24 protein-coding genes and 2 pseudogenes are annotated in these 25,982 nt (G+C 47.3%); 3 read left to right on the forward strand and 23 right to left on the reverse strand.

Translation table 11 applies throughout. The features are described 5' to 3' along the window. Positions 1–13: 13 nt before the first annotated feature. The gene (glmM, locus tag B5G11_RS10650; RefSeq protein ID WP_048620438.1) at positions 14–1,360 is read right to left on the reverse strand and encodes a phosphoglucosamine mutase; all 1,347 of its coding nucleotides are present in this window, start codon (positions 1,358–1,360) and stop codon (positions 14–16) included. A gap of 401 nt (positions 1,361–1,761) precedes the next feature. On the opposite strand from glmM, the gene B5G11_RS10655 reads away from it, so the two are divergent. Further along, positions 1,762–2,322, forward strand: a complete 561-nt coding sequence (locus B5G11_RS10655; RefSeq protein ID WP_087167728.1) for a DUF3793 family protein — start codon at positions 1,762–1,764, stop codon at positions 2,320–2,322. Between the two features lie 53 nt (positions 2,323–2,375). Further along, positions 2,376–2,798 carry a flavodoxin gene (locus B5G11_RS10660; RefSeq protein ID WP_048620440.1) on the forward strand — a complete coding sequence of 141 codons (423 nt, stop codon included), beginning with the start codon at positions 2,376–2,378 and terminating at the stop codon, positions 2,796–2,798. 124 nt (positions 2,799–2,922) lie between these two features. Here the strand turns inward: B5G11_RS10660 and B5G11_RS10665 are convergent, their stop codons facing one another. The 8 genes and pseudogenes from B5G11_RS10665 to B5G11_RS10695 form a co-directional block, all read right to left on the reverse strand. Beyond that, positions 2,923–4,611: a M3 family oligoendopeptidase gene (locus B5G11_RS10665; RefSeq protein ID WP_087167729.1), complete on the reverse strand. Its 1,689-nt coding sequence runs from the start codon at positions 4,609–4,611 to the stop codon at positions 2,923–2,925. Positions 4,612–4,625: 14 nt separating this feature from the next. Continuing rightward, positions 4,626–4,835 (reverse strand): hypothetical protein, encoded by a 210-nt coding sequence (locus B5G11_RS10670; protein ID WP_024733399.1) that lies wholly within the window; start codon positions 4,833–4,835, stop codon positions 4,626–4,628. A 24-nt stretch (positions 4,836–4,859) separates the two neighbouring features. Continuing rightward, positions 4,860–5,627: pseudogene (locus B5G11_RS16755) on the reverse strand (oligopeptide/dipeptide ABC transporter ATP-binding protein); the annotation flags it as partial. Positions 5,628–5,903: 276 nt separating this feature from the next. After that, a pseudogene (locus B5G11_RS16760) lies at positions 5,904–6,332 on the reverse strand (ATP-binding cassette domain-containing protein); the annotation flags it as partial. Then, positions 6,319–7,317 (reverse strand): ABC transporter ATP-binding protein, encoded by a 999-nt coding sequence (locus B5G11_RS10680; RefSeq protein ID WP_024733401.1) that lies wholly within the window; start codon positions 7,315–7,317, stop codon positions 6,319–6,321. The pseudogene B5G11_RS16760 and the gene B5G11_RS10680, both read right to left, overlap by 14 nt. 8 nt (positions 7,318–7,325) lie before the next feature. After that, on the reverse strand, positions 7,326–9,083 hold the full coding sequence (locus B5G11_RS10685) for an ABC transporter permease subunit (RefSeq protein ID WP_048620442.1): 1,758 nt from the start codon (positions 9,081–9,083) through the stop codon (positions 7,326–7,328). Positions 9,084–9,095: 12 nt separating this feature from the next. Continuing rightward, positions 9,096–10,079: an ABC transporter permease gene (locus B5G11_RS10690; protein ID WP_024733403.1), complete on the reverse strand. Its 984-nt coding sequence runs from the start codon at positions 10,077–10,079 to the stop codon at positions 9,096–9,098. A 79-nt stretch (positions 10,080–10,158) separates the two neighbouring features. Then, positions 10,159–12,081 carry an ABC transporter substrate-binding protein gene (locus tag B5G11_RS10695; protein ID WP_087167730.1) on the reverse strand — a complete coding sequence of 641 codons (1,923 nt, stop codon included), beginning with the start codon at positions 12,079–12,081 and terminating at the stop codon, positions 10,159–10,161. Between the two features lie 463 nt (positions 12,082–12,544). On the opposite strand from B5G11_RS10695, the gene B5G11_RS10700 reads away from it, so the two are divergent. Continuing rightward, entirely contained in the window at positions 12,545–13,012 is a 468-nt protein-coding gene (locus tag B5G11_RS10700; RefSeq protein WP_048620444.1) for an HAD family hydrolase, read from the forward strand. Positions 13,013–13,075: 63 nt separating this feature from the next. Here B5G11_RS10700 and B5G11_RS10705 read toward each other — a convergent pair whose 3' ends face one another. The 14 genes from B5G11_RS10705 to B5G11_RS10770 form a co-directional block, all read right to left on the reverse strand. Beyond that, complete coding sequence (locus tag B5G11_RS10705) at positions 13,076–14,254, reverse strand: phosphoribosylaminoimidazolecarboxamide formyltransferase (RefSeq protein WP_087169612.1); 1,179 nt, start codon at positions 14,252–14,254, stop codon at positions 13,076–13,078. Between the two features lie 13 nt (positions 14,255–14,267). Further along, entirely contained in the window at positions 14,268–14,981 is a 714-nt protein-coding gene (locus B5G11_RS10710; RefSeq protein ID WP_087169611.1) for an IMP cyclohydrolase, read from the reverse strand. Between the two features lie 197 nt (positions 14,982–15,178). Then, positions 15,179–15,607, reverse strand: a complete 429-nt coding sequence (locus B5G11_RS10715) for a hypothetical protein (RefSeq protein ID WP_087253522.1) — start codon at positions 15,605–15,607, stop codon at positions 15,179–15,181. 124 nt (positions 15,608–15,731) lie between these two features. Further along, positions 15,732–16,235, reverse strand: coding sequence for a transcription elongation factor GreA (gene greA / locus B5G11_RS10720; protein ID WP_087253459.1), 504 nt, complete (start codon positions 16,233–16,235; stop codon positions 15,732–15,734). A gap of 17 nt (positions 16,236–16,252) precedes the next feature. Beyond that, the gene (locus B5G11_RS10725; RefSeq protein ID WP_087169608.1) at positions 16,253–16,603 is read right to left on the reverse strand and encodes an arsenate reductase family protein; all 351 of its coding nucleotides are present in this window, start codon (positions 16,601–16,603) and stop codon (positions 16,253–16,255) included. A gap of 15 nt (positions 16,604–16,618) precedes the next feature. Next, positions 16,619–17,635: an alpha-hydroxy-acid oxidizing protein gene (locus tag B5G11_RS10730; RefSeq protein ID WP_087253525.1), complete on the reverse strand. Its 1,017-nt coding sequence runs from the start codon at positions 17,633–17,635 to the stop codon at positions 16,619–16,621. A gap of 129 nt (positions 17,636–17,764) precedes the next feature. Beyond that, positions 17,765–19,627, reverse strand: a complete 1,863-nt coding sequence (locus B5G11_RS10735; protein WP_087253528.1) for a PTS mannitol transporter subunit IICBA — start codon at positions 19,625–19,627, stop codon at positions 17,765–17,767. A gap of 66 nt (positions 19,628–19,693) precedes the next feature. Continuing rightward, complete coding sequence (locus tag B5G11_RS10740; RefSeq protein ID WP_087253461.1) at positions 19,694–20,455, reverse strand: DeoR/GlpR family DNA-binding transcription regulator; 762 nt, start codon at positions 20,453–20,455, stop codon at positions 19,694–19,696. A 51-nt stretch (positions 20,456–20,506) separates the two neighbouring features. Continuing rightward, the gene (locus tag B5G11_RS10745; protein WP_087253465.1) at positions 20,507–21,775 is read right to left on the reverse strand and encodes a zinc-binding dehydrogenase; all 1,269 of its coding nucleotides are present in this window, start codon (positions 21,773–21,775) and stop codon (positions 20,507–20,509) included. Positions 21,776–21,848: 73 nt separating this feature from the next. Beyond that, positions 21,849–22,781 (reverse strand): 1-phosphofructokinase, encoded by a 933-nt coding sequence (pfkB, locus tag B5G11_RS10750; protein ID WP_087253467.1) that lies wholly within the window; start codon positions 22,779–22,781, stop codon positions 21,849–21,851. A 290-nt stretch (positions 22,782–23,071) separates the two neighbouring features. Continuing rightward, positions 23,072–23,422: a LysR family transcriptional regulator gene (locus B5G11_RS10755; RefSeq protein ID WP_087253470.1), complete on the reverse strand. Its 351-nt coding sequence runs from the start codon at positions 23,420–23,422 to the stop codon at positions 23,072–23,074. A 38-nt stretch (positions 23,423–23,460) separates the two neighbouring features. Beyond that, entirely contained in the window at positions 23,461–24,132 is a 672-nt protein-coding gene (gene modB, locus B5G11_RS10760) for a molybdate ABC transporter permease subunit (protein WP_087253472.1), read from the reverse strand. 15 nt (positions 24,133–24,147) lie between these two features. After that, on the reverse strand, positions 24,148–25,002 hold the full coding sequence (modA, locus tag B5G11_RS10765; RefSeq protein WP_087253474.1) for a molybdate ABC transporter substrate-binding protein: 855 nt from the start codon (positions 25,000–25,002) through the stop codon (positions 24,148–24,150). Positions 25,003–25,030: 28 nt separating this feature from the next. Beyond that, complete coding sequence (locus tag B5G11_RS10770) at positions 25,031–25,981, reverse strand: MOSC domain-containing protein (RefSeq protein WP_087253475.1); 951 nt, start codon at positions 25,979–25,981, stop codon at positions 25,031–25,033. Between the last annotated feature and the right edge of the window lies 1 nt (position 25,982).

Here is a 25,982-nt window from a genome sequence, read left to right on the forward strand (position 1 = left end):
GCTTCCCTCGTGTTTATTCGATGACAAGCCCTTCCCGACTCATCACATCCACGACTTCTTTCACGTATTTCACACATAGCTCGTCGTCAGACGCCTCTACCATCACGCGGATCACTGGCTCAGTACCGCTCTCCCGTACGAGAATCCGTCCGTCCTCGCCAAGCTCTTCCGCAACATGTTCGATGGCTTTCACGACCTTTGGATTCTCTCTGGCTGTCTTTTTGTCCGCCACCCTTACATTCTGCAGAAGCTGCGGATAAATCCTCACTTCCTCCGCAAGCTTTCCAAGGCTCATCTTCTTCTCCAGAATGACTTCCATCAGCATCAAGGAGGTCAGGATACCGTCCCCGGTTTTTGCGTACTTGCTGAAAATGATGTGGCCGGACTGCTCTCCCCCGAGCACATAACCATTGTTCATCATATTTTCAAAGACGTATTTATCTCCGACTTTCGTCTTCTCATAGTTCATTCCGATCTTATCACACGCCTTATACAGCCCCAGATTGGACATGATCGTCGTCACGATGGTATTTCCATTTAATCTGCCCTGTTCCATCAGGTACTTACCGCAGATGTACAAAATCAAGTCGCCGTCAATGAGATTGCCGTTCTCGTCTACTGCCAGACACCGATCCGCATCTCCGTCAAAAGCAAATCCCACATCCAAGTGTTTCTCCTTGACGTGAGCCATCAGTCCTTCCATATGGGTGGAACCGCAGGCCGTATTGATATTCGTCCCGTCCGGATTGTTATTGATTACATAGGTCTTCGCACCAAGTGCGTCAAAGACACTCTTTGCAATGGCAAATGCGCTTCCGTTGGCACAGTCCAGGCCGATCTTCATATCTTTAAAAGAACGGGTAGCTACCGAAATCAGGTGTCCGATGTAACGGTTTCTTCCGGCCGCATAGTCGATCGTACGTCCGATCCCGTCTCTTGTTGCCAGCGGAATCTCTTTTGTCTCACCATCGATATAGGCTTCGATCTGGTTTTCCACTTCTGCTTCCATCTTATATCCCTTGCCGTTGATCAGCTTGATACCGTTGTCATAGAACGGGTTGTGGCTGGCTGAAATCATAATTCCGCAGTCAAAATCTTCTGTACTCGTCACATAGGAAACACTCGGCGTCGTCGTCACATGAAGCAGATAGGCATCCGCACCGGAAGCTGTTAGTCCTGCTGCCAGCGCATACTCAAACATATAACTGCTTCTTCTCGTATCTTTTCCGATGACAATCCGTGCCTTGTGCTCCTGCCCGAAATACCATCCGAGATATCTTCCCACTTTAAAAGCATGTTCTACTGTCAGCCCGATGTTGGCTTCTCCCCTAAATCCGTCCGTTCCAAAATATTTACCCATATTTTTCATACTCCTTTATTAAATTTGTTTTATCTGCCGATTTTTTTGCACAATCGTTTCGTCTGTTCTATTATATCCGTCCTGATCTGGTTTTGCAACTATTTTATGTGTTCCTTCCAAACTCATATTCTCATTCTTGGGATTTTACGTTACTTATCAAATTTGTAGCTATTCAGCTATAAAGCTCAGATTCAAGACTTACGACAGGGATTCGCGATTTCAGGACGAATGGCTGAATAGTAAAAAAATTTTTAAATAAGTATTGACAAACTCTCTATAGCATGATATTCTGTCATCAGTTAGTTAATACTAACCAAAACAAACGGGTAGTTATACCTAATCCGTTTCTTTTTTTCTTCCTTAGTTAGCTTTTACTAACTTCCGTTGAAAGGAGGCCTTATATGTTTGATCAAAAATTAGTCGAACATTGTTCCGCTGTCCTGGCTGGTTTAAAGACAGCGAACCTGTTTTCCTATACGGTTGATCCGGGCGACGACGTCCGGCAGTTGGTCACTGACCGGAACCGGACTTTAAACCCGAAAGGAATTACTCTTTTCATTCTCAAAGAAACGAATCAAAACGCGCTTATTTATGTCTGCCGTCCCGGCAGACTACAGGCCGATTTTCAGCGGGAGTGTGTAAAAGGCTTTTTAAAGAACTATGGTTACAGAGAATTTACTGCCGAAAAGGCAATCGATACATTAAAGAAAAGGCTTGCAAATTCTGACAGATTTCCACATGAAATTGGACTTTTCCTCGGATATCCGTACTGCGATGTGAAAGGTTTCATTGATAATAATGGAAAGAACTGCCGCGCCTGCGGATTCTGGAAAGTCTACGAAAACGAAACTGAGACGCTGAAGCTGTTTCAGAAATTCATCAAATGTCGTGAAGTCTATACAAGGCTGTTTCACTACCGACAACGGTCTATCCAGCAGCTCACGGTTGCTGCTTGTGAATAGAACATTCATTTAAACGTATTAAGAAACTGACTGATGACAGGAGGTAAACGCACATGAGTCATATTGCTGTAGTATACTGGAGCGGTACCGGGCATACCGAAGCCATGGCGCAGAAAGTCGCTGAGGGCATCATTTCTGCCGGCGGAGAAGCCACGGTACTGACTGCCTCTGAATTTAACGTTTCCATGATGGATTCCTACGACGCTGTCGCTTTTGGATGTCCGTCCATGGGTGCCGAGCAGCTTGAGGAATCGGAATTTGAACCGATGTTCCAGGAGTGTACATCCAAACTGAACGGCAAAAAAATCGCCCTCTTCGGCTCCTACGGATGGGGAGACGGTGAATGGATGCGTACTTGGGAAGAGGACTGTAAAGGCTATGGAGCCATTCTCTCTTCTGATCCCGTGATCTGTAATGAAGATCCGGATGCAGACGCCCAAAACGCCTGCATAGAACTTGGAAAAACTCTTGTATAAGATTTTATATAAAAGTTTTTTAATTAATGTGTATCTCTCAAAATGTTTCCTAAACAGAACGAAGGAACCGGCAGACAACCGGTTCCTTTTTCTGTGCGCTTTGCATCAGTTCACTTTGTGTTATTTAAGCTTCTTTCTCTTTCAACCATGCTGAGGCATACTCCGCAATCTGACGAATACACCCGTCTTCCATCGGGGAAGTCAGCCCCGCTCCTTCCACCAGCCCGAGGAAGGTATCTGTGCCGCCCCGCTTTACAAAGTGTTTGTATTTCTCCCACGCCTTCTTCCAGTCTTTCTCGAGTTCCAGCCAGAACTGAAGTGCCACTGTCTGTGCGAGACAGTAGTCAATATAATAAAATGGGGTGGCGAAGATATGGTTCTGTCTCTGCCATCCTGCTCCTCTTTCATAGAATGGGATGCCTTCCAGGTGCAGATAAGGACGGTACATCTTCTCAAGCTTCAGCCATGCTTCATTTCTCTCCTGCGGAGTCATTTCCGGGTGCTCATATACAACCTGCTGGAAATGATCGACCAAACAGCCATATGGGATAAAATTCAGTGTTCCTTCAAGATGGGACACTTCATACTTCTTCGTCTGGTGTTTGAAAAACAGCCCATACCACGGCGTCGCGAAAAACTCCATAGACATGGAATGAGTCTCTGCCGCTTCCATAGACGGGAGATGTGTAGCAATCAGGTCGATATTCTTCTCCGCCATATACGCCGCGAATGCATGTCCTGCTTCATGGGTTAATACGTCCACATCTCCTGCCGTTCCGTTGAAATTGGAGAATATAAACGGACATCCGTAGCCTGGGATATCGCAACAGTATCCTCCTGTCGCCTTTCCCGGCTTTGCCACCACATCAAAGAGCTCCCGGTCAAACATCATCTTAATGAAATCCGCTGTCTCCGGAGACATTTCCGTATACATCTTTCGTCCGGCTTCCATGATTTCTTCGTATGATCCCTGCGGTACCGCATTCCCGTCCGGATACCGGAAGGAATCATCATAGATATGCAGTTTCTCCACACCAATACACTCTGCCTGGTGCTTCTTAATTTCACATACGACCGGCACCAGATCTCTTACCACCTGTTCCCGGAATCCGGCGATTGCTTCCGGTGCGTAACAGTTTCTCTGGCGGCGCACATAGCCAAGCTCCACAAAGCTCTTCATACCAAGGCGGTGTGCCTGCTCGGTACGGTTTTTGACAAGCTTATCGAAGATCTCGTCAAGTTCTCCCTGATTGTCATCGAAAAATTTGCCGGACGCCTCATAGGCCGCTCTTCTTACTTCCTGGTTCGTACTCTGCATATATGGTCCGAGCTGGGAAAGATTGTACGTCTTTCCCTGAAATTCGATCTGCGCCCCGGCAAGCAGAGTCTGATACTGGGTCTGTAACCGGCTCTCTTCCTGGAGAAGTTCTGTGATCTCCGGGGAAAACCCTTTCATGGCAAGCTCCAGATTGAGAAAGAGTACCTTGCCAAATTTCTCCTCCAGTTCCCTGCGGAACCTCGACTGCAAAAGCACTTCATTGTATTTCTGGAACTCCTCTTCCAGCATCGGGGAGATCCGGTCATTGTACTCCCGTTCTTTTGCATAGAATTCGTTTTTTGTGTTGATCGTATAGCGGATGTAGACAAGGGAGTCCGCTGTGGAAATCTCCTTTTCCACCTCGTTCATCTTATATACCGCCTGAATCTGCTCCTCCAGTGAAGACGCGTGTTTTAGCTCCTCGGTGATCTCCCGGATCCGGTTTCTCACCTCGTCCACATCCGTCCTTTTGTACACAAACTCACTAAACTTCATATTCCTCTCCTTCCTTACCTGAAAAAGAAGAGTACAACGCACAGTACCACACCGGCGACGATGGCAAGTACTGGCCACAGCGCCCAGAACGCACCGAGAACCATCGCCAGATAGTCATTTCTCTCAAGCGGGACTTCCTGGATCTCTTCTTTGAAGCGTCTGAGCTTTTCCTCCTGTTCCCTGCGCCTTTTCGCTCTTTTGCTGTTCTTACCAAATCCAAACATTGTACTCGTTTCCTTTCCTGCTGATTATACTTCTTCCTGCTTTTTCTCCAGTGGGAAATGACATGCCACATAATGTCCTTCCTCAAGCTCTCTTAATTCCGGCGTCACATGTTTGCAGATTTCCTGACAGTATTTGCATCTCGTATGGAATTTACATCCTTCCGGCGGGTGTACCGGGCTTGGAATATCTCCTTCCAGCGGCACGATTTCCTTCTTGTGATCCGGGTCTGTGGTCGGGATTGCGGAGAGCAGCGCTTCTGTGTACGGATGCATCGGATGATCGAACATTCCTTTGGACGTCGCAAGCTCCACAATATTTCCAAGATACATGACACCGATCCGGTCACTAATATATTTTACCACACTCAGACCGTGAGAGATAAACAGATATGCCAGATTTTCCTTTCCCCCCAGATCTTTTAAAAGGTTGACAATCTGTGATTGGATGGAAACGTCCAGGGCGGATACAGCCTCGTCGCACACAACGAACTTCGGTTTCAGCGCCAGTGACCGGGCGATCCCGATACGCTGTCTTTGACCACCTGAGAACTGATGCGGATAACGGTGGATCATATACGGCGCAAGACCACATTCTTCCATGATCTTCATGACATAATCCTGCATCTTGTCGTCATTCTTCTCAAAGAATCCATGAGCCAGCAGTCCTTCCCCAATGATCTGTCCGACCGTCATACGTGGATTCAGCGAGGAATACGGATCCTGGAAAATCATCTGCATGTCTTTTCTGAGGACGCGCATCTCGTTGGCTTTGAGTCTTGCCAGATCCACGCCGTCATCACGGTATTCTTCATACTTCTGGAACGCATCATCCTTGCTGTATGCTTTTCTGAGCGTATCCATTTTTTCCATGGCGTCCCTTAGTTGTCTCTCCTTTTCCCCAATCTCTTTCTCCCTGCCCTTTTTCTCGTGATCCTCTTTTAATTCCCGGAGCTCTTTTGCAATTTTGAATTGATTCAGGATCATGTGCTCCGCTTCCTGAGTAGACTCAATCGCGTAGAATCCACCGATGATCTGTACCAAATCCAGGAATTCCCGGTTACACTCTTTGCGTACTTTCTCGCAGGTTTCCTGCTTCTTGAACTTCTCTGCTCCATCCGCCATCTTCTCGTATTCTGCTCTCATCTCCCTGGTCTTCTGCTCCAGTTCCCGGATCTTTTTCTTTCTGGAGACAATATTTTTCACCGTGTGTTCCACATAGTCCGGGGCCATCTCCCAAAGAGTCCGGCCATAATACATCGTTTTTCCTTCCGTCTGTGGATAAAGCTGAAGCAGTGTCCTTCCAAATGTCGATTTTCCGCATCCGGATTCTCCTACCAGGCCCACCGTCTCCCCCTCATAGATATCAAGGGTAATACCGTCGTTAGCCCGCACATAGAGCTGTTCTTTCTGGAACAGTTTCGTTTTCTTAATCGGAAACCACTGTTTCAGATCGGTAATTTTAAGCAGTACTTTTTTGCTTTGATTATTTTGTTGCATGGCGCCCCTCCTTCTCCGGATAAAAGCATCTTACAGAATGATTTCCCTCTACCTCTTCCAGCTTTGGCTCTTCTTCCATACATTTTGCCGTCGCATATTTGCAGCGCGGCGCAAACTTGCATCCCTTCGGAAGATCCAAAGGATGGGGAACGGAACCTGGAATCGCATCCAGCCTTGTTCCCACCGGCGTATCCAAACGCGGAATGGATGTCATCAGTCCTTCCGTGTACGGATGGGAGTACTCATTATCCCTTGCAAAGATCGTATGGGCGTCGCACATCTCCACAACCTGTCCGCAGTACATGACCGCCACACTGTCTGCCATCTCGTTGATAACTCCCAGATCATGGGTGATAAAAAGGATGGATGTTCCTTTTTCCCGTTTCAGCTCATTCATCAAATGCAGGATCTGTGCCTGGATCGTTACATCCAGCGCCGTCGTCGGCTCATCCGCAATCAAAAGGCTTGGCTCACAGGCAAGCGCCATGGCGATCATAACCCTCTGCCTCATTCCTCCGGAAAGCTGGTGAGGATACTGCTTCATAATGGACTTTGCATTCGGAATCTTCACCGCGTTCAGCATCTCCAGTGATTTCTTACTTGCCTCTTCCTTGGAGATCTTCTGATGAGTCAGGTATACTTCGTTAAGCTGCTTTTCAATGGTGTACACCGGGTTTAAGCTCGTCATCGGCTCCTGAAAGATGACGGAGATTTCATTTCCACGAATCTGGTACATATCATTCTGGGAACACTCTACCAGATTTCTTCCTTTGAATTTGATTTCACCGCTGTCAATATAGCCGTTGCCATCCAGAAGCTTTAAGATACTCATAGCTGACACGCTCTTCCCACTTCCGGATTCTCCGACAATTCCGAGTGTCTTTCCGGCTTCCACTCGGTAGGAAACGCCGTTTACCGCCTTTACAGTTCCTTTTTTCGTTTTAAAATATGTATGTAGATCGTCTATTTCTAATAAGTAATCCATGACACACCCTACCTTTCACTGGATTTTGGATCGACTGCTTTACGCAGGCCGTCACCAAAAAGGTTGATACTGATGGTACACAGAGCAAGTGCAATGGACGGGAATATCCATCTCCACCAGAACTGGGAGATGACTTCCGAGGATCGGCAGTCATTCAGCATATTTCCCCAGGACGGAATCGGTTCGCTGACGCCAAATCCCAGGAAAGAAAGTCCGGACTCTGTGAGCATACAGGTTGCAAAAGAAAGGGTCGCGTTTACAATGATAATTGTCATAACATTCGGCACAATATGACGGAAAATAATATTCCGCTCACGTACGCCGAGCGCTTTCGCCGCAGTGACGAATTCCTTCTGGCGTTCCGCAAGTACCTGGGCACGTACCATGTAAGCCACACCAGGCCAGCTTAAAATACCGAGGATCACCATAATCATAATAATTCGCCCGACCTCCGAGACCTTGTTCCCTATGAGAGCCGATAAAATCAGTGCCAGAGGAATGAACGGCAGAGATCCTACAACTTCTGCCACACGCATAAGAAGAATATCTACCTTGCCTGCATAATATCCGGCTATACCTCCGACAATGATACCAATAATTAGGGAAATGATAACGGAAACAAAGCCGACAGTCATCGTCATCTGTCCTCCCTTGAGCATACGAAGAGCAACGCTTCTTCCCATGTTATCTGTACCAAAGAGGTACCCTTTCAGTCCCCACGTTGTCACATTTCCGTCTTCGTCAATGGCATAGTTCTGATAGTATCTGCTGGATACCCTCTGGATATTTTTCACTCCGGAAGGAACCTTGCACTGCTTATTATTGTTTCCGCCCCAGGATGCCACTGTTCCGTCGTCCAGAAGAGCCGTCACATGATTTCTTCCTGCGGAAATACTCACTACGTGGCCGTCCACACCTTCCGGAATCTTCTGGATATTGTAATCATTGCCGCCCCAGGATGCCAATGTACCATCATCCAGAAGAGCAAACACAGTCTTATCTGTCATAGCAAAATCCTGTATTCTTCCCTGAATTTCGTCTGGTACCGCGTCAAACGCTGTCTCTCTCTTTGCAAGAGGGATCAGTCTTCCATCTTCTGTCAATGCAAGTCCGGTAGAGATGTTTGTTCGTACCAGTTTGACATTCTCATCTTTTGCCTTGGACGCCACGATATCTACCGCATTTTCATTTCCCCAGGTCACAAGGCTTCCATCCTCCAGTACGACGATGGACACCTGATATCCTGCCGCGATGGATTTCACTTTCTTACCCTGGACTTCCGAAGGAATCCGGTTCAGGTTCATCCGGTTGTAACCCCATGTAAAGAGTTCCCCTTCTTCGTTCATGGCCAGTACATGGTCCTGTCCGACCGCAATATCTACTACTTTTCCCATGTCAGCAGGAATTTGTTTCAACCGGTCTGTAAGAGTTCCCCACTCGTACACAACCCCATCGTTGTCAATCCCAATGCCGAATGTCGGACCCGCTTCAATCTCCTTTGCGTTATTTTTCAGTTCCTTCGGAACACTCAGGAAAGAAAATCCCGGTGCGATATTCTTCTGCGTCGGATCCTGGAAGTTCAGGTCCTGCTTCATCCAGATTGGCAGAATAAAGCACATCAGAAAGATTACAATGAAGATAATGGCGGATCCCATGGCAACTTTATTTTCACAAAGATGCTGGATAATTGTCCGGAAAGGACTTTGCATCTGTTCTTCTTCAAGAATAGACTTTGGTTTTGTGTCTTTTTTGCCTTTTCTTAACATGTTTTTCCTCCATTACTCTAATTTGATTCTCGGATCTACGAGGCAGTAACACAAATCGGTAATCAGATTTGCCGCCAGCGCCAGAAGAATATAGAACATCTGCATAGCCAGCGCAACCGTGTAATCCTGTTGGTTCAAAGAATCAATCAAAAGCTTTCCTACTCCTTTCCAGGAGAACAGTGTTTCAATAATAATGGAACCGCCGAAAATCGCCACGATGGATCCAACCACATATCCGGTGATCGGGATCAGCGCATTCCGAAAGGCATGTTTGTAGATCACCGTCTTCTCTCTAAGTCCCTTAGCTCTTGCCGTACGCACATAGTCCATAGAGAGCGCATCCAGAAGAGCACCCCGCACATATCTTGTCAGACCTCCAAGTCCCGCAAAGACCATAACGATCACCGGCAGGCACAGATGATAAAGATAATCGATGACCGCCCTCAGTCCTGTGTACCCGGCTCCGGTCGTCACCATACCACTGATCGGAAAGATCGGGAGAGTAATGGCGAAAAGGAAGATGAATATCAGGGCCGTGATAAAGGACGGGATACTGATTCCGATAATCGTTGTCACCTGAACAGTTGTGTCAAACGGTGAGTTCTGCTTCACGGCCGCCTTAATTCCAAGCGGAATCGTGATGAGGAAAAGGATCACATAATATACCAGGTTCAGGCAGACGGTATTACGCATTGGCGGCCCTACCAAATCCAGTACCGGAATCCGGTACACCGAGGAGTAGCCAAAGTCGCCTCTGAGCATGTTGCCAAACCAGCTAAAATACTGGATCACCAGAGGCTTATCAAGTCCCAGACGGGCTCTCGCCTCCTGGTAGAGCATCTCATATTTCTCAGGTGATACACTCATTTTCTGTCCTTCTACCATCATACGTGCCGGATCACCCGGAACCATCTTAAACAGGCAGAACAGTAAGACGGACAAAATCAGGAAGACAATCACCATGTAGGCAAGTCTTTTTAAAATGTATTTTACCATACCTAATTAACCCCACTTTTTCTACAAAAAGGAGACAGAAGAAGCCTGTCTCCTTTTTGCTTGTATTACATTCCGATACTTACTCTTCGATATATGCATCCAGAATGAAGAACCACCAGTTGTCGTAGGAACGTGGAACGAAATTCTTTAACTTCGGATTGTAAAACCAGTACTGGGTACCCGTGGAAAGAACCACCCCCGGCATCTTCTTGTTGATTTCTTTTTCAAATTCTACAAAAAGCTCACGGTATTTTTCTGTGTCGCCCGGTTCTACTTTCTGCATGGAAGCTGTGATGCTCTTCAGTTCCGGATCGCTGATACGGTAGTAGTTCCAAAGTCCCATTCTCTCCGGTGCGTCGTCGAAGAAATACCACCAGGAGCTGAACTCCGGCAAAACAACGCCGCAGGAAAATACGTTGTATGTGGCGTCAACGCCTTCTCTGTTCAGATGATTGACCATCTGTGCGAAGTCCATCTTTGTTCCCTCAAATTTCATACCGATCTTCTCAGCTTCCGGCGGAATGATCGTGTTGCAAAGATCTGTAAGGTCATCTTCAGAATAAGCCCATTTCAGTTCCAGAGGCATCAGTTTCCCGTCCACTTCTTTGTAACGTACTTTATCAGTACCTTCTTTAAATTCTTCACCCTTTTCATTGAGTGTCCAGCCGCCATCAATGAGTTCCTGTTTTGCCTTATCGATGTCGTATGTATAATGTGTCAGTTCCCCTTCCAGCTCGTCCTTTGTTTCCTGGTAGTCTTCCATCGCTTCTGTAGCAAGGCAGTCTACAACGCTTGCGTATCCGCCGGAAATCTGCTTGTTCACTTCATCACGGTCAATAATGTAAGCAAAAGCACGGCGTACTTCCGGGAACTGGCTTGCTCCGAAATCACATGCGAAACGGAACTCGCTTACACTGTCCTGCGGTACAATACCGTAGTTAGCTTTGATCTCTCCGTCTTCTACTTTTGTCAAAGTGGAGTCGATGGTCTCACCCTTGGAAGAATAGAAGTAATCTACCGTTCCTTTTTCAAACTCATCTCTCCATGTTTCGGTAGCGATCGGTTTCGAAATGATCGTCTCAACATGAGGTTTGGTTCCATCATATCTACCCAGATACTCTTTGTTGATCTCAAGTTCCACCGTCTCGGATCCGATATCCACATTCTTTAACTGATAAGGTCCGCAGACAACCGGTCTCTTATAACGGAATCCTGTGTTCGGATCCAGAAGCGTCTCTCTTAAGACTTCTGCTGTATACTGATCATTAAAGTAGCATCCGTTTCCATCGTCCAGGACATCTGTTCCAGGAGCAATAGCTGCCATCGGTTCCGGTGAAAATCCGATGTCGCCAAGTACATAGTAGTTTGGCAGGTTTTCAGCATCAACTGTAATAGAGAACTTGTAGTCTCCAAGCAGTCTTAGGCCGGTGAACTCTTTCTTCTCGCCATTACGGAACTCATTGTATCCGACCAATACACTTCCTGTCGTCGCATCGCCTTCACACTCCGCAAATTCCTGGGAAGAACGGTACATGATGCCAAAAAGATAATCCTTTGCCGTAATACCGGATCCGTCGTTCCATTTCAGGTTATCATTAATCTCCACAGTAAATGTTGTGGACCCGTCCTCATTTTCCGTTTCTTCATGGGACTTGACTACAACCGGATCCCAGTCAATGGTTCTGTCTCTGGTCGTATCCGTCAGATAGTAACCATTCATCAACCTGATAAATCCGGTGTTAGTAGCGTTTGCAGACCATCCATCCATCATATCCGGTGAGAGGGTACCCGGTGTGATCTGAACGACAAACTTTCCTCCAACCGGCGCGTCTTCCGGAGGCGCCTGGGGCTTTGCTGTCTGCTCTACGCCGACTTCGGTATCAGCGCTGCTTTTTCCGCTGTCTTTGGAAGCGTCATTGCTGCTGACCCCACCGCCGCTGCAAGCCGCAAGCGATACGGTCATAATCCCTGCAAGCAGACAGGAAATTACTTTCTTTCTCATAGTTCGTTTCTCCTTTCTCCTGTTCCGAAACAAAAAGAGCGAAAAGTTCTCCCACTCCGTCTCACCCTCCGCATAACAGACGGCACAAAAAAAGTCAGTCTGATCTTCCTTATGATATGACCTGATTGATGATAAACGACCCTACATGACTATGGTTTTCTCTCTTTCTATTTCTATGTCTTTTCTAACGCTTCTATTTTACTCCCCCCCGTAATATTTTGTCAAGTTTTATTATAAAAAACTTGTATTTTTTATATTTTTTATATGTTTTGACTTATTCTTTATGAAATTTTTGACAGTATTTACAGTGTTGGCCAGAAAATCCCAAATCCAGGTATGACAAAAAGAGTCTGATAGCGTGACTTTCACCGAACGCTGCCGCTTCTTTTCATATCTATCGTATTGGTTTTATTGTATAATAGAAAGAGACTTGACCCAGTCAGGGACCTAAGGAGGTTTAGAAATGCAAATTGAAATACCAGGTTATCAGACCCTTACCATCAACCATCTGCTTTTGGACTATAATGGCACCATTGCTGAAGACGGCAGGATCCGAGATCGTGTAAGGGAACTTCTTATCCAACTCTCTGAATCCTTGACCATCCACGTCCTGACCGCCGACACCCATGGAACCGCTGCCGCAGAATGCCAGAGCATCCCCCTTCTTCTGGACACCTTCCCAACGTCTGATGCTGCTTCCTATAAACTTCAGAAACTCCAAGAAACCGGAGCGTCCTGCTGTGCCTGTATCGGGAACGGACGCAATGACCTTTTCATGCTGAAAGAAGCCGCCCTTTCCATCGCGGTCATAGACCGGGAGGGTATGTATCCGCCCCTCCTGCCTTACTGCGATCTGTGTGTGCACTCCTCCGAGGAAGCGCTGGAGCTCTTTCTTCATCCGAAACGGATCATCGCAGGACTACGTGGATAAGACAACCTCGGGGATAGGACCAAAAGTCCTATCCCCGTTTTCTTTTCTGTATTTAGCTGATTCTTAGTGGTGGAACAGACGGAGTCCGGTAAAGGACATTACCATTCCATATTTATTGCATGTCTCAATGACATTATCATCTCTTACAGATCCACCCGGCTGCGCAATATATTTCACACCGCTCTTGTGGGCACGTTCGATATTGTCTCCAAACGGGAAGAATGCGTCGGATCCAAGGGTTACATCGGTCATCTGATCCAGCCATGCTCTCTTTTCCTCAGCTGTGAAGACTTCCGGTTTTACCTTGAATGTCTTTTCCCATACGCCGTCCGCGAGAACATCCATGTATTCATCCCCGATATAAAGGTCGATGGCATTGTCTCTGTCCGCACGTCCGATGCCGTCCACAAACTGAAGTCCGAGTACCTTCGGAGACTGACGTAAGAACCAGTTGTCTGCCTTGTTTCCTGCAAGTCTTGTACAGTGGATACGTGACTGCTGTCCTGCACCGATTCCGATGGCCTGTCCGTCTTTGACATAGCATACGGAATTGGACTGTGTATATTTCAATGTAATCATGGAGATTGCCATATCGATCTTCGCCTGATCAGTCAGCTCTTTATTTTCTGTTACCACATTGGAGAAAAAGTCGTCATCAATCTTTAACTCATTGCGTCCCTGCTCAAAAGTAATACCGAATACATCCTTGTGCTCGATCGGAGCCGGCACATATTCCGGATCAATCTCGATGATGTTGTAGTTTCCTTTCTTTTTCTGCTTCAGGATCTCAAGCGCTTCCGGTTCATATCCAGGAGCAATGATTCCATCGGATACTTCTCTTTTGATAATCTTTGCAGTAGATACGTCACACACATCGGAAAGGGAGATGAAATCACCGAAAGAAGACATTCTGTCCGCTCCTCTTGCTCTTGCGTATGCACATGCAAGCGGGGAAAGCTCTCCTAAATCATCCACCCAGTAAATCTTCTTTAATGTATCGGAAAGCGGAAGTCCTACCGCTGCTCCTGCCGGTGATACGTGCTTAAAAGAAGTTGCCGCCGGAAGTCCGGTCGCCTCTTTTAACTCCTTTACCAGCTGCCATCCGTTGAACGCATCCAGAAAGTTGATATATCCCGGTCTGCCGCTCAGTACTTTGATCGGGAGCTCTTTTTCGTCTTTCATGAAGATTTTAGCCGGTTTCTGATTCGGGTTACATCCGTATTTTAATTCTAATTCTTTCATTCTCGATCCGCTCCTATTTGTTCTTATTTACGATCTTTGTCTCATAGTTTCCTGTTTCAATATCAATATAACGTACAAAAAGAGATACTTTGTTCTCCTCGTTGAGGCTCTCCCAGAGAAGATTTGTGAAACTTTCGATGTCATCCGGAACAGCAATCCGTTTCGGCTCTCCCTCAAAACTTGGAAGCGGATTTCCGTCACATTTATATGTATGGATAAAGTGTCCCTCTCCGGCTGCCGGGTTATTGTATGCAAACGTAAATCTCTGGCAGCTCTCCGGTCTTCCGTTATCGCTCTTTAAGATTGACATCGCATAATTGTAGTTTCCGTTTTCAATGTGCATGATTCCGGAAATACGAGGGGTGTAGTTCGGAGCGTCCGGCTCAAACTCTCTGCTTCTTAAAGACTGCTCAAATGTAAGCTGCCTGTCCATTCCCTCATAAATCGTATCGGTCTGATCTCCGTTTGTCACAATAGTCTTATTTCCAAGCACACGCACCGGTGCATAGATAATCAGGCTTGGGTCTGTAAGCTTTGATTCATCAAAAGCCTGGGTGCGGATTCCCTGTCCATCTTCTACAAAGATCCGGTTGCGGCTGTTTTCGCTGCGTCCCATAATAAAATAGGCTGTCACTGCCTTTTTACCGTCCGGTGTCTTACCAATGATAATTCCACGTCCCGGATAAGAATTTCCCTTCAGTTCCTGTTCGATTGATAACATTTCCATGAATTTTCTCCTTTGCCGTTTGTTTTTCATCGTTCCTATTCATTATAACGCAAACTGCCTTTGTTATTCCAGTGTAATCGCCCATCTTTATGTAAGTATTTCTAATGAACATTATGCGCTTTCTCTTATCAACAGCTGTTTTTCACAAAACAAAACACCCTGCCGTCCGTATAGCAGAGTGTTGTTTTCCTCTTTTTCTACAAGAATGCCTTGTAGGTTTCCACATTTTTCTCTTCAAATTTGTAAAGTTTCCGCATGAGGCGAAGAATTTCCGTGTCCGCATCTTCATACTTCCTCAGATCCTGCAAGGCATTGGTCACTCCCATGCTGCTGCCCTCAATCAGCATCTGAGCCATGTGGGAGGCGGATTTGTCATTCATCGTCTGAAGGTTGATCATCAGATACGTTTTCAGCCTGTCAAACATGCCGATGGATTTTTCGTTATGTCCCCGCTCTTCCAGAAGCCTTCTGGCCTCTTTGTTGAATTCCCTGTACTTTTCCAGTTGCTTCTCCATACATTCTTTAAACTCCTCATCATCGGAAAGTTCGATCAGCTGGCTTAATGATTCAATCCCCATCTGGGAATTCTGATACACAAAATTTAAAAGCTCGGTATTTCCACTCATTTGGCGCACTCCTTTTTTGCTTTCCAGTATCTTCTCTTCCCGTGATTTTATGCAGTTTTTTGAAAAAGTCCATAAAAAGGCGGCGGAATCTCCGGTATCTTCCGGGACTTCCGCCGCCTGCTTTTTAATAACTTCTGATTTTGTCATCCTCGTCGTCCGTTGTCTTTTGAATGGAACGGATCTCAACCTCGTAGCTGTAGTCGTCGCTTACTTTCACTTTCACGCGGTCTCCTGCATGCTTTTTCAGGATCGCCTTTCCAAGCGGCGATTCGATGCTGATCTTGCCGTCCAGAGAATTGCCCCGGATGGAAGTGACCAGTTTAAAGGTGCTTGTCTCATCATCTTCCGGAAAGTAAACTTCCACCAGATTATTAAGCCCTACTTCATCCGATGCAGACGTATCTTTTACGATCTTCGCCGTCTTCAGCATCCTTTCCAGATAACGGATTCTGCTTTCGTTTCGGTTTTTGTCTTTCTTTGCCGCATGATACTCGAAGTTTTCGCTCAGGTCGCCGTGTGCCCTTGCCTCTTTGACCGCTTCAATCGCCTCTTTGCGGACAACCAGTTTCCGGTACTCGATCTCCTCCTGAATCTTCTTTACATCATGCTCTGTCAGCTGTTCCCGCATTGTCTTTTACGCTTCCTTTACCCGATTTTTTCTGCCCATTCTTTTTCCTTGAATCCCGGAATCACAAAATCCTCTCCTACAAGGAGCGGGCGCTTTACCAGCATCCCGTCTGTTGCAAGAAGTTCGTACTGCTCTTCCTCGCTCATCTCCTTTAAACGGTCTTTTAATTCCAGTTCACGGTATTTCATGCCGCTTGTGTTAAAAAACCGCTTGAGCGGAAGCCCGCTTTTCTGATGCCAGGCTTTCAGCTCCTCTTTGGTCGGATTGTTCTCTACAATATTTCTTCTTTCAAACTCGGCTCCCTGCGCTTCCAGCCATTTACCGGCTCTCTGACAGGTACTGCATTTTGGATATTCAATAAACAGCATGTTGCTTCCTCCTGATTAAATGCGAACCATATCTCTTGTAATCTCTTTGATGGAGGCTGCTCCGCACATTTCCATCGTATCTGCAAGCTCGCTTCCGATCTTCTCAATATAAGTACGCACGCCTTCTTCTCCCGCTCCAAAGACTGCTGTCACGAACGGACGGCAGATAAAGACTCCGTCTGCGCCAAGTGCCAGCGCCTTGAATACATCTGTACCGGAACGGATTCCGCCGTCCACGAAAATCTTCATCTTTCCTTTGACCGCATCGACGATCTCCGGAAGTACCTCTGCCGTAGACGGGCACTGATCCAGCACACGTCCTCCATGGTTGGATACAACGATCGCATCTGCTCCCGCCGCCTCAGCTTTCAGTGCACCGCGCACAGTCATGATACCCTTTACGATGAACGGCACATCACTCATGCTGACAATCTCATGCAGCTCTTCCACAGTCTTTCTTCCTGCCGGAGGTGTCATGTTTTTCAGGAACGGAAGTCCGGCCGCATCGATATCCATGGCAACCGCAAATGCCTTCGCCTGCTTTGCAAGCTCCATCTTTTCTTTCACTGTTTCCAGATTCCACGGCTTGATTGTCGGAATTCCCATTCCGCTTTCTTTCTTAATCGCCTCACACGCAAACTTCATCACATTTGCATCCACACCATCTCCGGTCACTGCCGCGATCCCTGCCTTTGCACAGGCAGATACAAGAACATCATTGTAAGTCTGATCATTGTACTTCTCACCATAGTGCAGATTCACCGCCCCTACCGGGCCTGCAAAAAACGGGTACTTAAATGCCTTTCCGAACAGCTCCACGGAAGTATCCGCAGCTCCCCCCGCGCAGATCGTATCCATGTTTACACGGATCTCCTGCCATTTATCATAATTACGGATGGCTGTATCACCTACACCCTTGGCTCCAGGCCCCGGTATCTGGTTTCTGCATGCCTTTCCATTACACACCGGACATGCTTTGCAGTACTGGCCGATACAGGTACGTGCTTCTTTTAATATCTCTTCATATGTCATATCTCTTTCCTCCGTTTCTTTTTCCACTTTCTTTATTGTAGCAAACTTCACAGGAAGCCGCAAGAGTACACACATAACATCGGGGACGTGTTCCTGTGCATCGGAACACGTCCCCGAAAATAAATGATATTATGATAACTGTTCCAGTACCCAGTCTACATCGTCTGTCGTCTTTAATGTTTCCAGAAGTGCCGGGTCTTCCAGAAGGGTACAGAGTTTTCCGAGAAGATCGAGATGTTCGTCTCCAATTCCGGCGATACCGAACACAAGCTGTGCTTTTTCCGCACCGAAATCGACGCCTTCCGGATACTGCAGAAATACAATTCCTGTTTTCTTTACTGTTCCTTTTGCCTGGGTCGTTCCATGCGGGATGGCAACGCCCATGCCCATGTAGGTAGATACCAGTCTTTCCCGTTCCTGCATTGCTTCTACATAAGATTCGTCCACGTATCCGAGTTTTACGAGAAGTTCTCCGGCTGCCTGAATGGCCTCCTCTTTTGTTACCGGTTTTTGTCCCAGACGGATTCCGTCCGCAACGATCACCTGTTTTTTGATCGGTGTGTCCGGAATAACAATGTCCGTATTTTCTCCCGCAGGTGCTGCCGGAGCATCACCGGTTGTCAGCTGTACATACAAGGCATCCAGCGCCGGATCCGCAAGGAAATTTCCTATTGTAATCAGCTGTGCCTGCGGCGCTGCTTTTTTCGCGCGGGCAGCAAGTGTTGTCTGTACGACTGCGATATCACAGTCTGCCGGTATTGTATCGACCGATGTATTGGATACCGTAATATCCGGGCGGTCATTTTTGATCCTGTTGCGGAATTTGGTTGCTCCCATCGCGGAAGATCCCATACCTGCATCGCATGCGAAGATGATTTTTTTCACTTCTTCGGAACGTTCAATCGTTCCCGGTACTGTTGTTTCCCCTTTTGCAGCCTGCTTCATGCTTGCCATTTCGTTTTGAGCTTCCTCAAGGCTTCTTCCTCCTGCCATTTTGACAATCGGAGAGGCAACCACGAAGGAGATTCCGGCCGCAATCACGACACCGATCAGTACTTTGACAAGATCAGATCCCGGCGATACCATCAGATAGGCAATGATGGAACCTGGTGACGCCGGTCCGACCAGGCCGCAGTCTGTAATGGTGTACCAAAGAATAGCTGCCATATTTCCAAGAATCGGTGCAACAATCACAACCGGATTCATCAGAATATACGGGAAATAAATCTCATGAATACCTCCCAGAAGGTGGATAATCACTGCACCCGGTGCAGAATCTTTTGTTACCTTGTCTTTGCAGAAGAACATATAAGCAAGCAGAACACCAAGTCCCGGTCCCGGATTGGTCTCCAGCATGTACATGATGGATTTTCCTGCTTCTGCTGCCTGTTCCGTTGCAATCGGTGTAAAAATACCGTGGTTCAGCGCATTATTGAGGAAGAGAACTTTCGCCGGTTCCACAAACACTGACACAAGTGGAAGCACACTGTGTTCCACAAGGAAATTGACGCCTGCTGATAAAATCATCAGAATCGCGCTCATGAATGGTCCGATTGCTACGTATCCAAGCATAGCCAGAACCATACCGATGATGCCGACCGAGAAGTTGTTGATCAGCATCTCGAATCCTGCCGGCATATGTCCGTCCATCGCTTCGTCAAACTTCTTGACACAGAATCCTGCCAGAGGACCCATTACCATGGCCGCCATGAGCATTGTAATTTCCGTATTGCTCATAATCGCACCAATTACTGCAATGGCGCCCGCCACACGTCCGCGGTCGCCGCCGATCATACGTCCTCCGGTTGAGGCGATCAAAATCGGGATAAGGTATGTCAGCATCGGACTGACCATGCTGTTGAATCCTTTATTCGGGATCCATCCGGTGTCGATAAAAAGCGCGGCAAGAAAGCCAAAGGCAATCAATGCACCGATATTCGGCATTACCATTGCCGATAAAAATTTACCAAAACGCTGTATGTTATTTTTCACAAATCCGTCCTCCATTCACTCTCAAATCTTCAATGGAGAATGGGTTCAGCTATATCATTTTCCTGTTTACAGGACCTGTACGCCGTATTTCCGGCATTCCTCCAAAAATTCTTCCGGCAGTTTCCCGTCAGAGACAATAATGTCAATATCGGCAAGTCCGCAAAAACTGAAACTGCATTTAACATCAATTTTGGAAGAATCCATCAGGGCGATCACCTGATCGGACTGTCGGATCGCGGTCTGCTTTAATAACGCCTCATCGCTGATGCCGCAGGAGAAACCTACCGACGGATGAAATCCTGTGACCCCTAAAAACGCCTGGTCAAAATTCACCCGCTCAAGCTCTTTGATGGCGGAAATTCCGAACACGCTCTGGCTGTAGCGGTTCAGCCTCCCTCCCGGAATCATTACCGTTGGTTTCGTAAGTCCGGCCAGCTTCGTTGCGCAGCTCAGTCCTGTTGTATAAATCAAATAAGAGTCATCCGGAATCTGTTCCGCAAATGCCGTAGCTGTACTTCCCGAATCCAGAAACACTGTTGTGTCTGGTTTCAGCAACGCAAGTGCCTTCCTTGCAATCTCCTTTTTTTCCGAAATGTTGTGTACAGATTTACGGTTCAGAAATCCATCTGTTCCTACGATGACCTGCACGGATTTCGCCCCTCCGTGTACACGCAGGATCTTTTTTTCCTCATCCAGTGCTTTCAGATCTGTACGCAGTGTCATCTCCGACACATTTGGAAATTTCTTTTTTATCTGAGCAAAACTGACCGTCTCTTTTTCATTGATCAGCTGAACAATCGCATTTCTGCGCATTTCCATTGAATCCATATATTCCTCCTGTCCATGCCGGGACAACACAGACAGGCTGTCCTGACACAATTATTCCTGAATAAAGTTTTTAAGAAGATACTCCTCCGCTTCCGGACACCACAGTCCATTGTGAGCATCTACAATATCCGCCAGATCAACCAGACGCTGATCCTTTGTTTCCTCTCCTTTTGCACGCAGATCAGAAAGCGCGGTAAGAGGCATGGAAAGATGTGTGTAAATCAACTTCTTTCCTCCAGGGATCTTTGGCAGATTCAGAGTTGTTTCTGCTGCAGAATCCAGTCCTCCGATATGGGTAACCATAACTGCCGGATCAATTCTTCCTTCCGCTGTCAACTCCAGAGATTCGATCATATCAGCTGTGTTTCCGCCTGTTGTTCCCATTACATGAGTAGAATTATAATGTACATCATAGAAGTTCATAGTTGCACTGAATTCTTTGTCTGTAGGACCTGCGAAGAAATTCAGACAGCCGTCTCTTCCGAGAATCGCGCTGGACTGTGTAACAACCTGTGCAACCGGAGCATAGCAGAGTACATCGTCATATCCTGTGCCTCCTGAAATTTTCAGAAGCTCTGCAACCGGATCTTCCAGTTTTCCAGTATTTACAAAATGAAGCTCAATGCCGTCCTTTGCAGCCTCTTCCGGCGGGAAGAGAGATGCTGCTCTGTCCAGACGCTCCTGATTCAGATCTGTCACGACAATCATGGACGGACGGATGTCTCTGTGAAGCGCGTAGGTCAGTGCACCAAGTCCCATCGGGCCTGCTCCTGCCATAATCGCAAGCTTTCCGCCCTCTTTGATTCCCATCTGGTGTGTATATACGCCCATCTTCGTATGATAAGCAGCATTAAATGCTCCGATACTGCAGGACATCGGCTCTGCCAGAGATGCTTCATAGTAGGCACGTCCCTTGTATTCCAGAAGGCATCCCAGCTCCATTACCTCAGACGGAATGATACAGTATGTTGCATCTCCTCCGAAAAATTCGTAAGAATATCCCGGGCTCCACATTGTTCCCTTATAGTTCAGAGCCGGCTGAAGAGTAAATTTCATTCCCGGTTTGAACTTGTCCTGATGGTTCTTTCCTACCTTTACGATATCTCCCGCGAACTCATGTCCCATGATTGCCGGATGCTCTGCTACATCCTCATGCACACGTTTGTGTTCGGTTCCAAGAATAGCACATTTGTATGTAGACATACAGATACTGTCTGAAACCACCTTTACTAAAATCTCATCATCCGTAATTTCCGGAAGTTCAAATTCCTCCAGACGTAAATCATTTGCCGCATGAAGCCGTACTCCTTTTGCTTTCATAATAAAACTCCTTTCTTTATTTTAAATAAATATTTTTCTCTTTGCAACCGCTATCATCTTTTCAAAGCAGTTCTCAGATCGTCCTGAATACCACTTTCGGGAGCAGTGTTTCCACTACTTCATATTCCGCCGCCTGTGTGCCGCTGCACATCACGTTTGCCGCTCCCACTGCCGTGGAAAGTCTTACTGTCTCCTCCAGAGTCTTTCCTTCTTCTTCCGATACTGCAAGTGCTGCAACCACACTGTCTCCAGCGCCCACGGTGCTTCCTACCGGTACCTTCAGTCCTTCCGCGTAGATCGTTTTGTCCTTTGTCACATAGACAGCTCCGTCTCCTCCCATGGAAACAACAACCTTCCCGATCCCGTACTCTTTCATCAGTTCCGCAGCCGTTTCAGCTATCTCCTCCGGTGTCTCAAGAGCCCGTCCTGTCAAAGCACCAAGTTCATGATTATTCGGCTTGATCAGGTACGGGGAGGCTTTCAGTCCTGCTTTCAGAAGATCCCCGTCCGCATCCAGAATTACTTTCGCACCCTTTTCACGGAATGCTTTTGTCCAGGTGTAATAAGTATCTTTCGGAGATCCTTTTGGCATGCTGCCGGATATGACAACAATATCCTCTTTCGTTACTTTTGCCAGAAGTTCTTCTAAAAGCTTCTCCAGAATTTCTTCCGACACGGTCACTCCCGGTTCATTGATATCCGTATTCGTATGATTGTCCGGATCAATGATTTTCATGTTGGTACGCGTTTCACCCTCCACAAAGTGAAAGAGGGTCGTAAGTCCCATCTCCGTAAGGGCCGAAAGGATCGCTCTTCCGGTATCCCCGCCCAGAATTCCTGCGGCAACGCTCGCTCCTCCAAGCTTTTGAATCACCTTTGAGACGTTGATCCCTTTTCCTCCTGGATCAGTCCTCATAGATGTTATCCGGTTGACAGCATCAACGGTCAGAGACGGAATTTCCACCGTTTTGTCCAGTGCCGGATTCAACGTTACTGTGTAAATCATAATACCCTCCTTTTGTTTCAACAGTTTATTTTCATTGAAACAACAGTTTCTATATACAGAATAACACTTTTTACGATAATGTCAACTGTTTTTTCAACAATTTTTATATTTTCAAAAGTCGCATACTTTTATTTCAACAGTTTTCATTGCCATGTCACATCCTTTTATATGATCCGTTCCTGTTTTGCTGCAAAAAAACTCCGGTCTCCGTAAAGATGCCTGCTGCATCTTCACGGGAGACCGGAGTTTTCCGTCCCGATTGCTTTTTCACTTCTGTATTTTATCTGTCTCTAATCGCTTTCCTGCGGGAAATACTGGCCGAACAATTCTTCCATCTTTTCCGTAAGCTCCTTTTCCATCTCCCGGTAACGCGCCAGAAACAGGCTTCCCTGTTCCGTCAGTTCGCTTTTTCCTCCTGAATTTCCGCCGTTATGGGAACTCAGCAGATGAAATCCCAGCTCTTTCTCTGCCCGTTTTATGATTTTCCAGCTTTTAGAATAGGACATTCCCATCTCGTTACAGGCCCCTTGAATAGATCCTTTCTTTTCTATCAGTTCCAGAATCCTTGCTACCCCCGGGCCAAAAAACCGTTCTTCTTTTTCCAATGTCAGCCGCAAAGCCGGCCGGATCTTTTCTTCCATTACCGCACTCCTTCGATGTTTTCTAAAAAGTTCCTGAACTACATTTTAATCTCATGCTCTGCTTTTGTCATCATATTCATTACCCAGACAGACAGAAACGCAATAACCAGAATTACTGCCACGTACACTGCCGCCCGGTCCATATTTCCGCCTGCAACTTCCGAATAAACAGCAAGGGGCAGGGTCCTTGTCTTGCCGGGAATATTTCCCGCCAGCATGGCAGTCGCCCCGTACTCCCCAAGACCTCTTGTCGTTGATAAAATCATACCGGAGAGAATGGACGGAAATGTGCAGGGGAAGAGAATTTTCCAGAGAATTCCCCATTTTCCGAGCCCCAGCATCTTTGCTTCCTCGATCATATTCTGGTCAATCTGTTCAAATCCCGCTTTTGCGGAGCGGTACATCAGAGGGAAGGAAACGACAACCGCAGACAATACTGTCGCCACCCAGGAAAAGGCAATCCGGAAACCAAAAACTTCCTCCACAAAGCTCCCGATCGGGCGTCTTGCCCCGAAAAGCCATAACAGAAAGAAACCCGCGACCGTCGGAGGAAGTACAAGCGGAATGGTAAGAATCCCGTCCACCGCGGCTTTTAGTTTCCTGCCTTTAATAAACATGACTGCCCACGCTGCCAGAATCCCAATGACAAAGGTAATCGCAGACGCACATACCGTTGTCTTAAGCGAAATCCAGACCGGAGAAAAATCCATCTCCTGTTCCTCCTGCTACTCGGCGCTGCGATAATCCGCAAATCCATAGGACTCAAATACGGACACCGCATCGTCAGAGATAATAAAATCGTAAAATGCCCTGGCAGCCTCCTGGTTTGGCGCATCCTTTGTCATTGCCACCGGATACAGAACCGGAGATTCCAGTGAATCAGCCGGCGCCTCCGCCACCACTTTGACTTTGTCTGTCGTTGCCGCATCTGTCGCATAGACAATTCCACAGTCCGCAGAAGACTCCGCCACCCAGTTCAGCACTTCCGTAACATTCGTTCCAAAACTTGCCTTTGCTGAAACCGTATCCCAGAGACCAAGATTTGTCAGTGATTCCTGCGCATACTGTCCCACCGGAACGCTCTCCGGATCCCCGACCGCTATCGTACCTGCATTGGCGATATCTTCAAAAGAGGAAAACTCTGCGTCGGAGGAAGCCGGGGTAATCAGTACAATCTTGTTTTCCAGCAGGTTGACAATCGTATCGCTGTCAATCATCCCCTCCTCTTCCAGCGCATTCATCTGCGTCGGCGCTGCTGAGAAAAAGAGATCTGCCGCAAGACCGGACTCGATCTGCTGCTGCAGCTTTCCGGAAGAATCATAGACACCTTCGATGTTCACATCCGGATACTGCTCCTCAAATGCCGGAATCAGCTCCTCTTCAAAGGCATATTCCAGGGAAGCAGCAGCAGCAAGCGTCACGGTTCCCTCCAGATTACTCCCGGATGTTCCATCCTCTTCCGTCTGCGATTTATTGCTTTCGGAAGCCTGGTCGCCGTCCCCTCCGTCCGAAGACTGGCATCCCATCATTGCAAGTCCCATTGTTGCTGCAAGAAGCAGCATCATTACCCGTTTTTTCATAGATTTTTCTCACCTTCCTTTTTGGCATTTATCTTGCACACTCCGACTCGGATCCCCGAAGAATTCCAAGCCCGTGCTGTACACTCTCCAATATGATCTCCATACTTTCCCGCACTGCTTTCGGGCTTCCCGGAAGATTGACAATCAGCGTCTGTCCCCGTATGACCGACGCTCCACGGGAGAGCATGGCCCTTTTTGTATATTTCATGGATTCGGCCCGGATCGCCTCCGCAATCCCCGGTGCATTGCGGGTCATGACCTCCATTGTCGCCTCCGGCGTCGTATCCCGTTCAGAAAATCCGGTTCCGCCGCTGGTCAGAATCAGGCTGACCTGCCGCTGGTCGCAAAGCCGGATCAGTTCTTTTTTCAAAAGTGCCTTCTCATCCGGAAGAATCAATTCCTCTACCACATCAAATCCAGCCGCCGTCAGTCCTTCTTTCATAGCCGGGCCGCTTTCATCTTTGCGTTCCCCTTTACTTCCTTTATCGCTCATCGTGATCACTGCCGCCGTAAACGGCCTGTCTTTGGCCGGGAATTCGACGGTCATCATACTTCCGGTCTGAATGGTTCCGGAGGAAATGACTTCGGCAAATACGCCCTGCACCGGCATGATGCACTCGCCCATCCGATGGTAAATCCGACAGTGGGTGTGGCACTCCTTCCCGATCTGTGTCATCCGCAGAACCACATCCTGACACCGGAGAATTGTCCCGACCGGAAAGCTTCTAAAATCCAGATCCTCCACGACAAGATTTTCCCCGAACGCTCCGTCCTGCACATCCGCGCCTCTGGAATTGAATTCCTTTACTTTATCATAGGAGAGCAGGCTGACCTGGCGGTGCCAGTGTCCCGCATGGGCATCTCCCACAATCCCGAATCCCTTCTCAAACTTTGCTTCCGCCACGGCATGCTTTTCGGTTCCGCGCTTTTCACTGATGCAGATCGCCCGCACTCTGCCGGCGGTCTTTCTTTCTTCCATC

The organism is Drancourtella sp. An57, from assembly GCF_002161525.1.
GTDB classification, from domain to species: domain Bacteria; phylum Bacillota; class Clostridia; order Lachnospirales; family Lachnospiraceae; genus Sellimonas; species Sellimonas catena.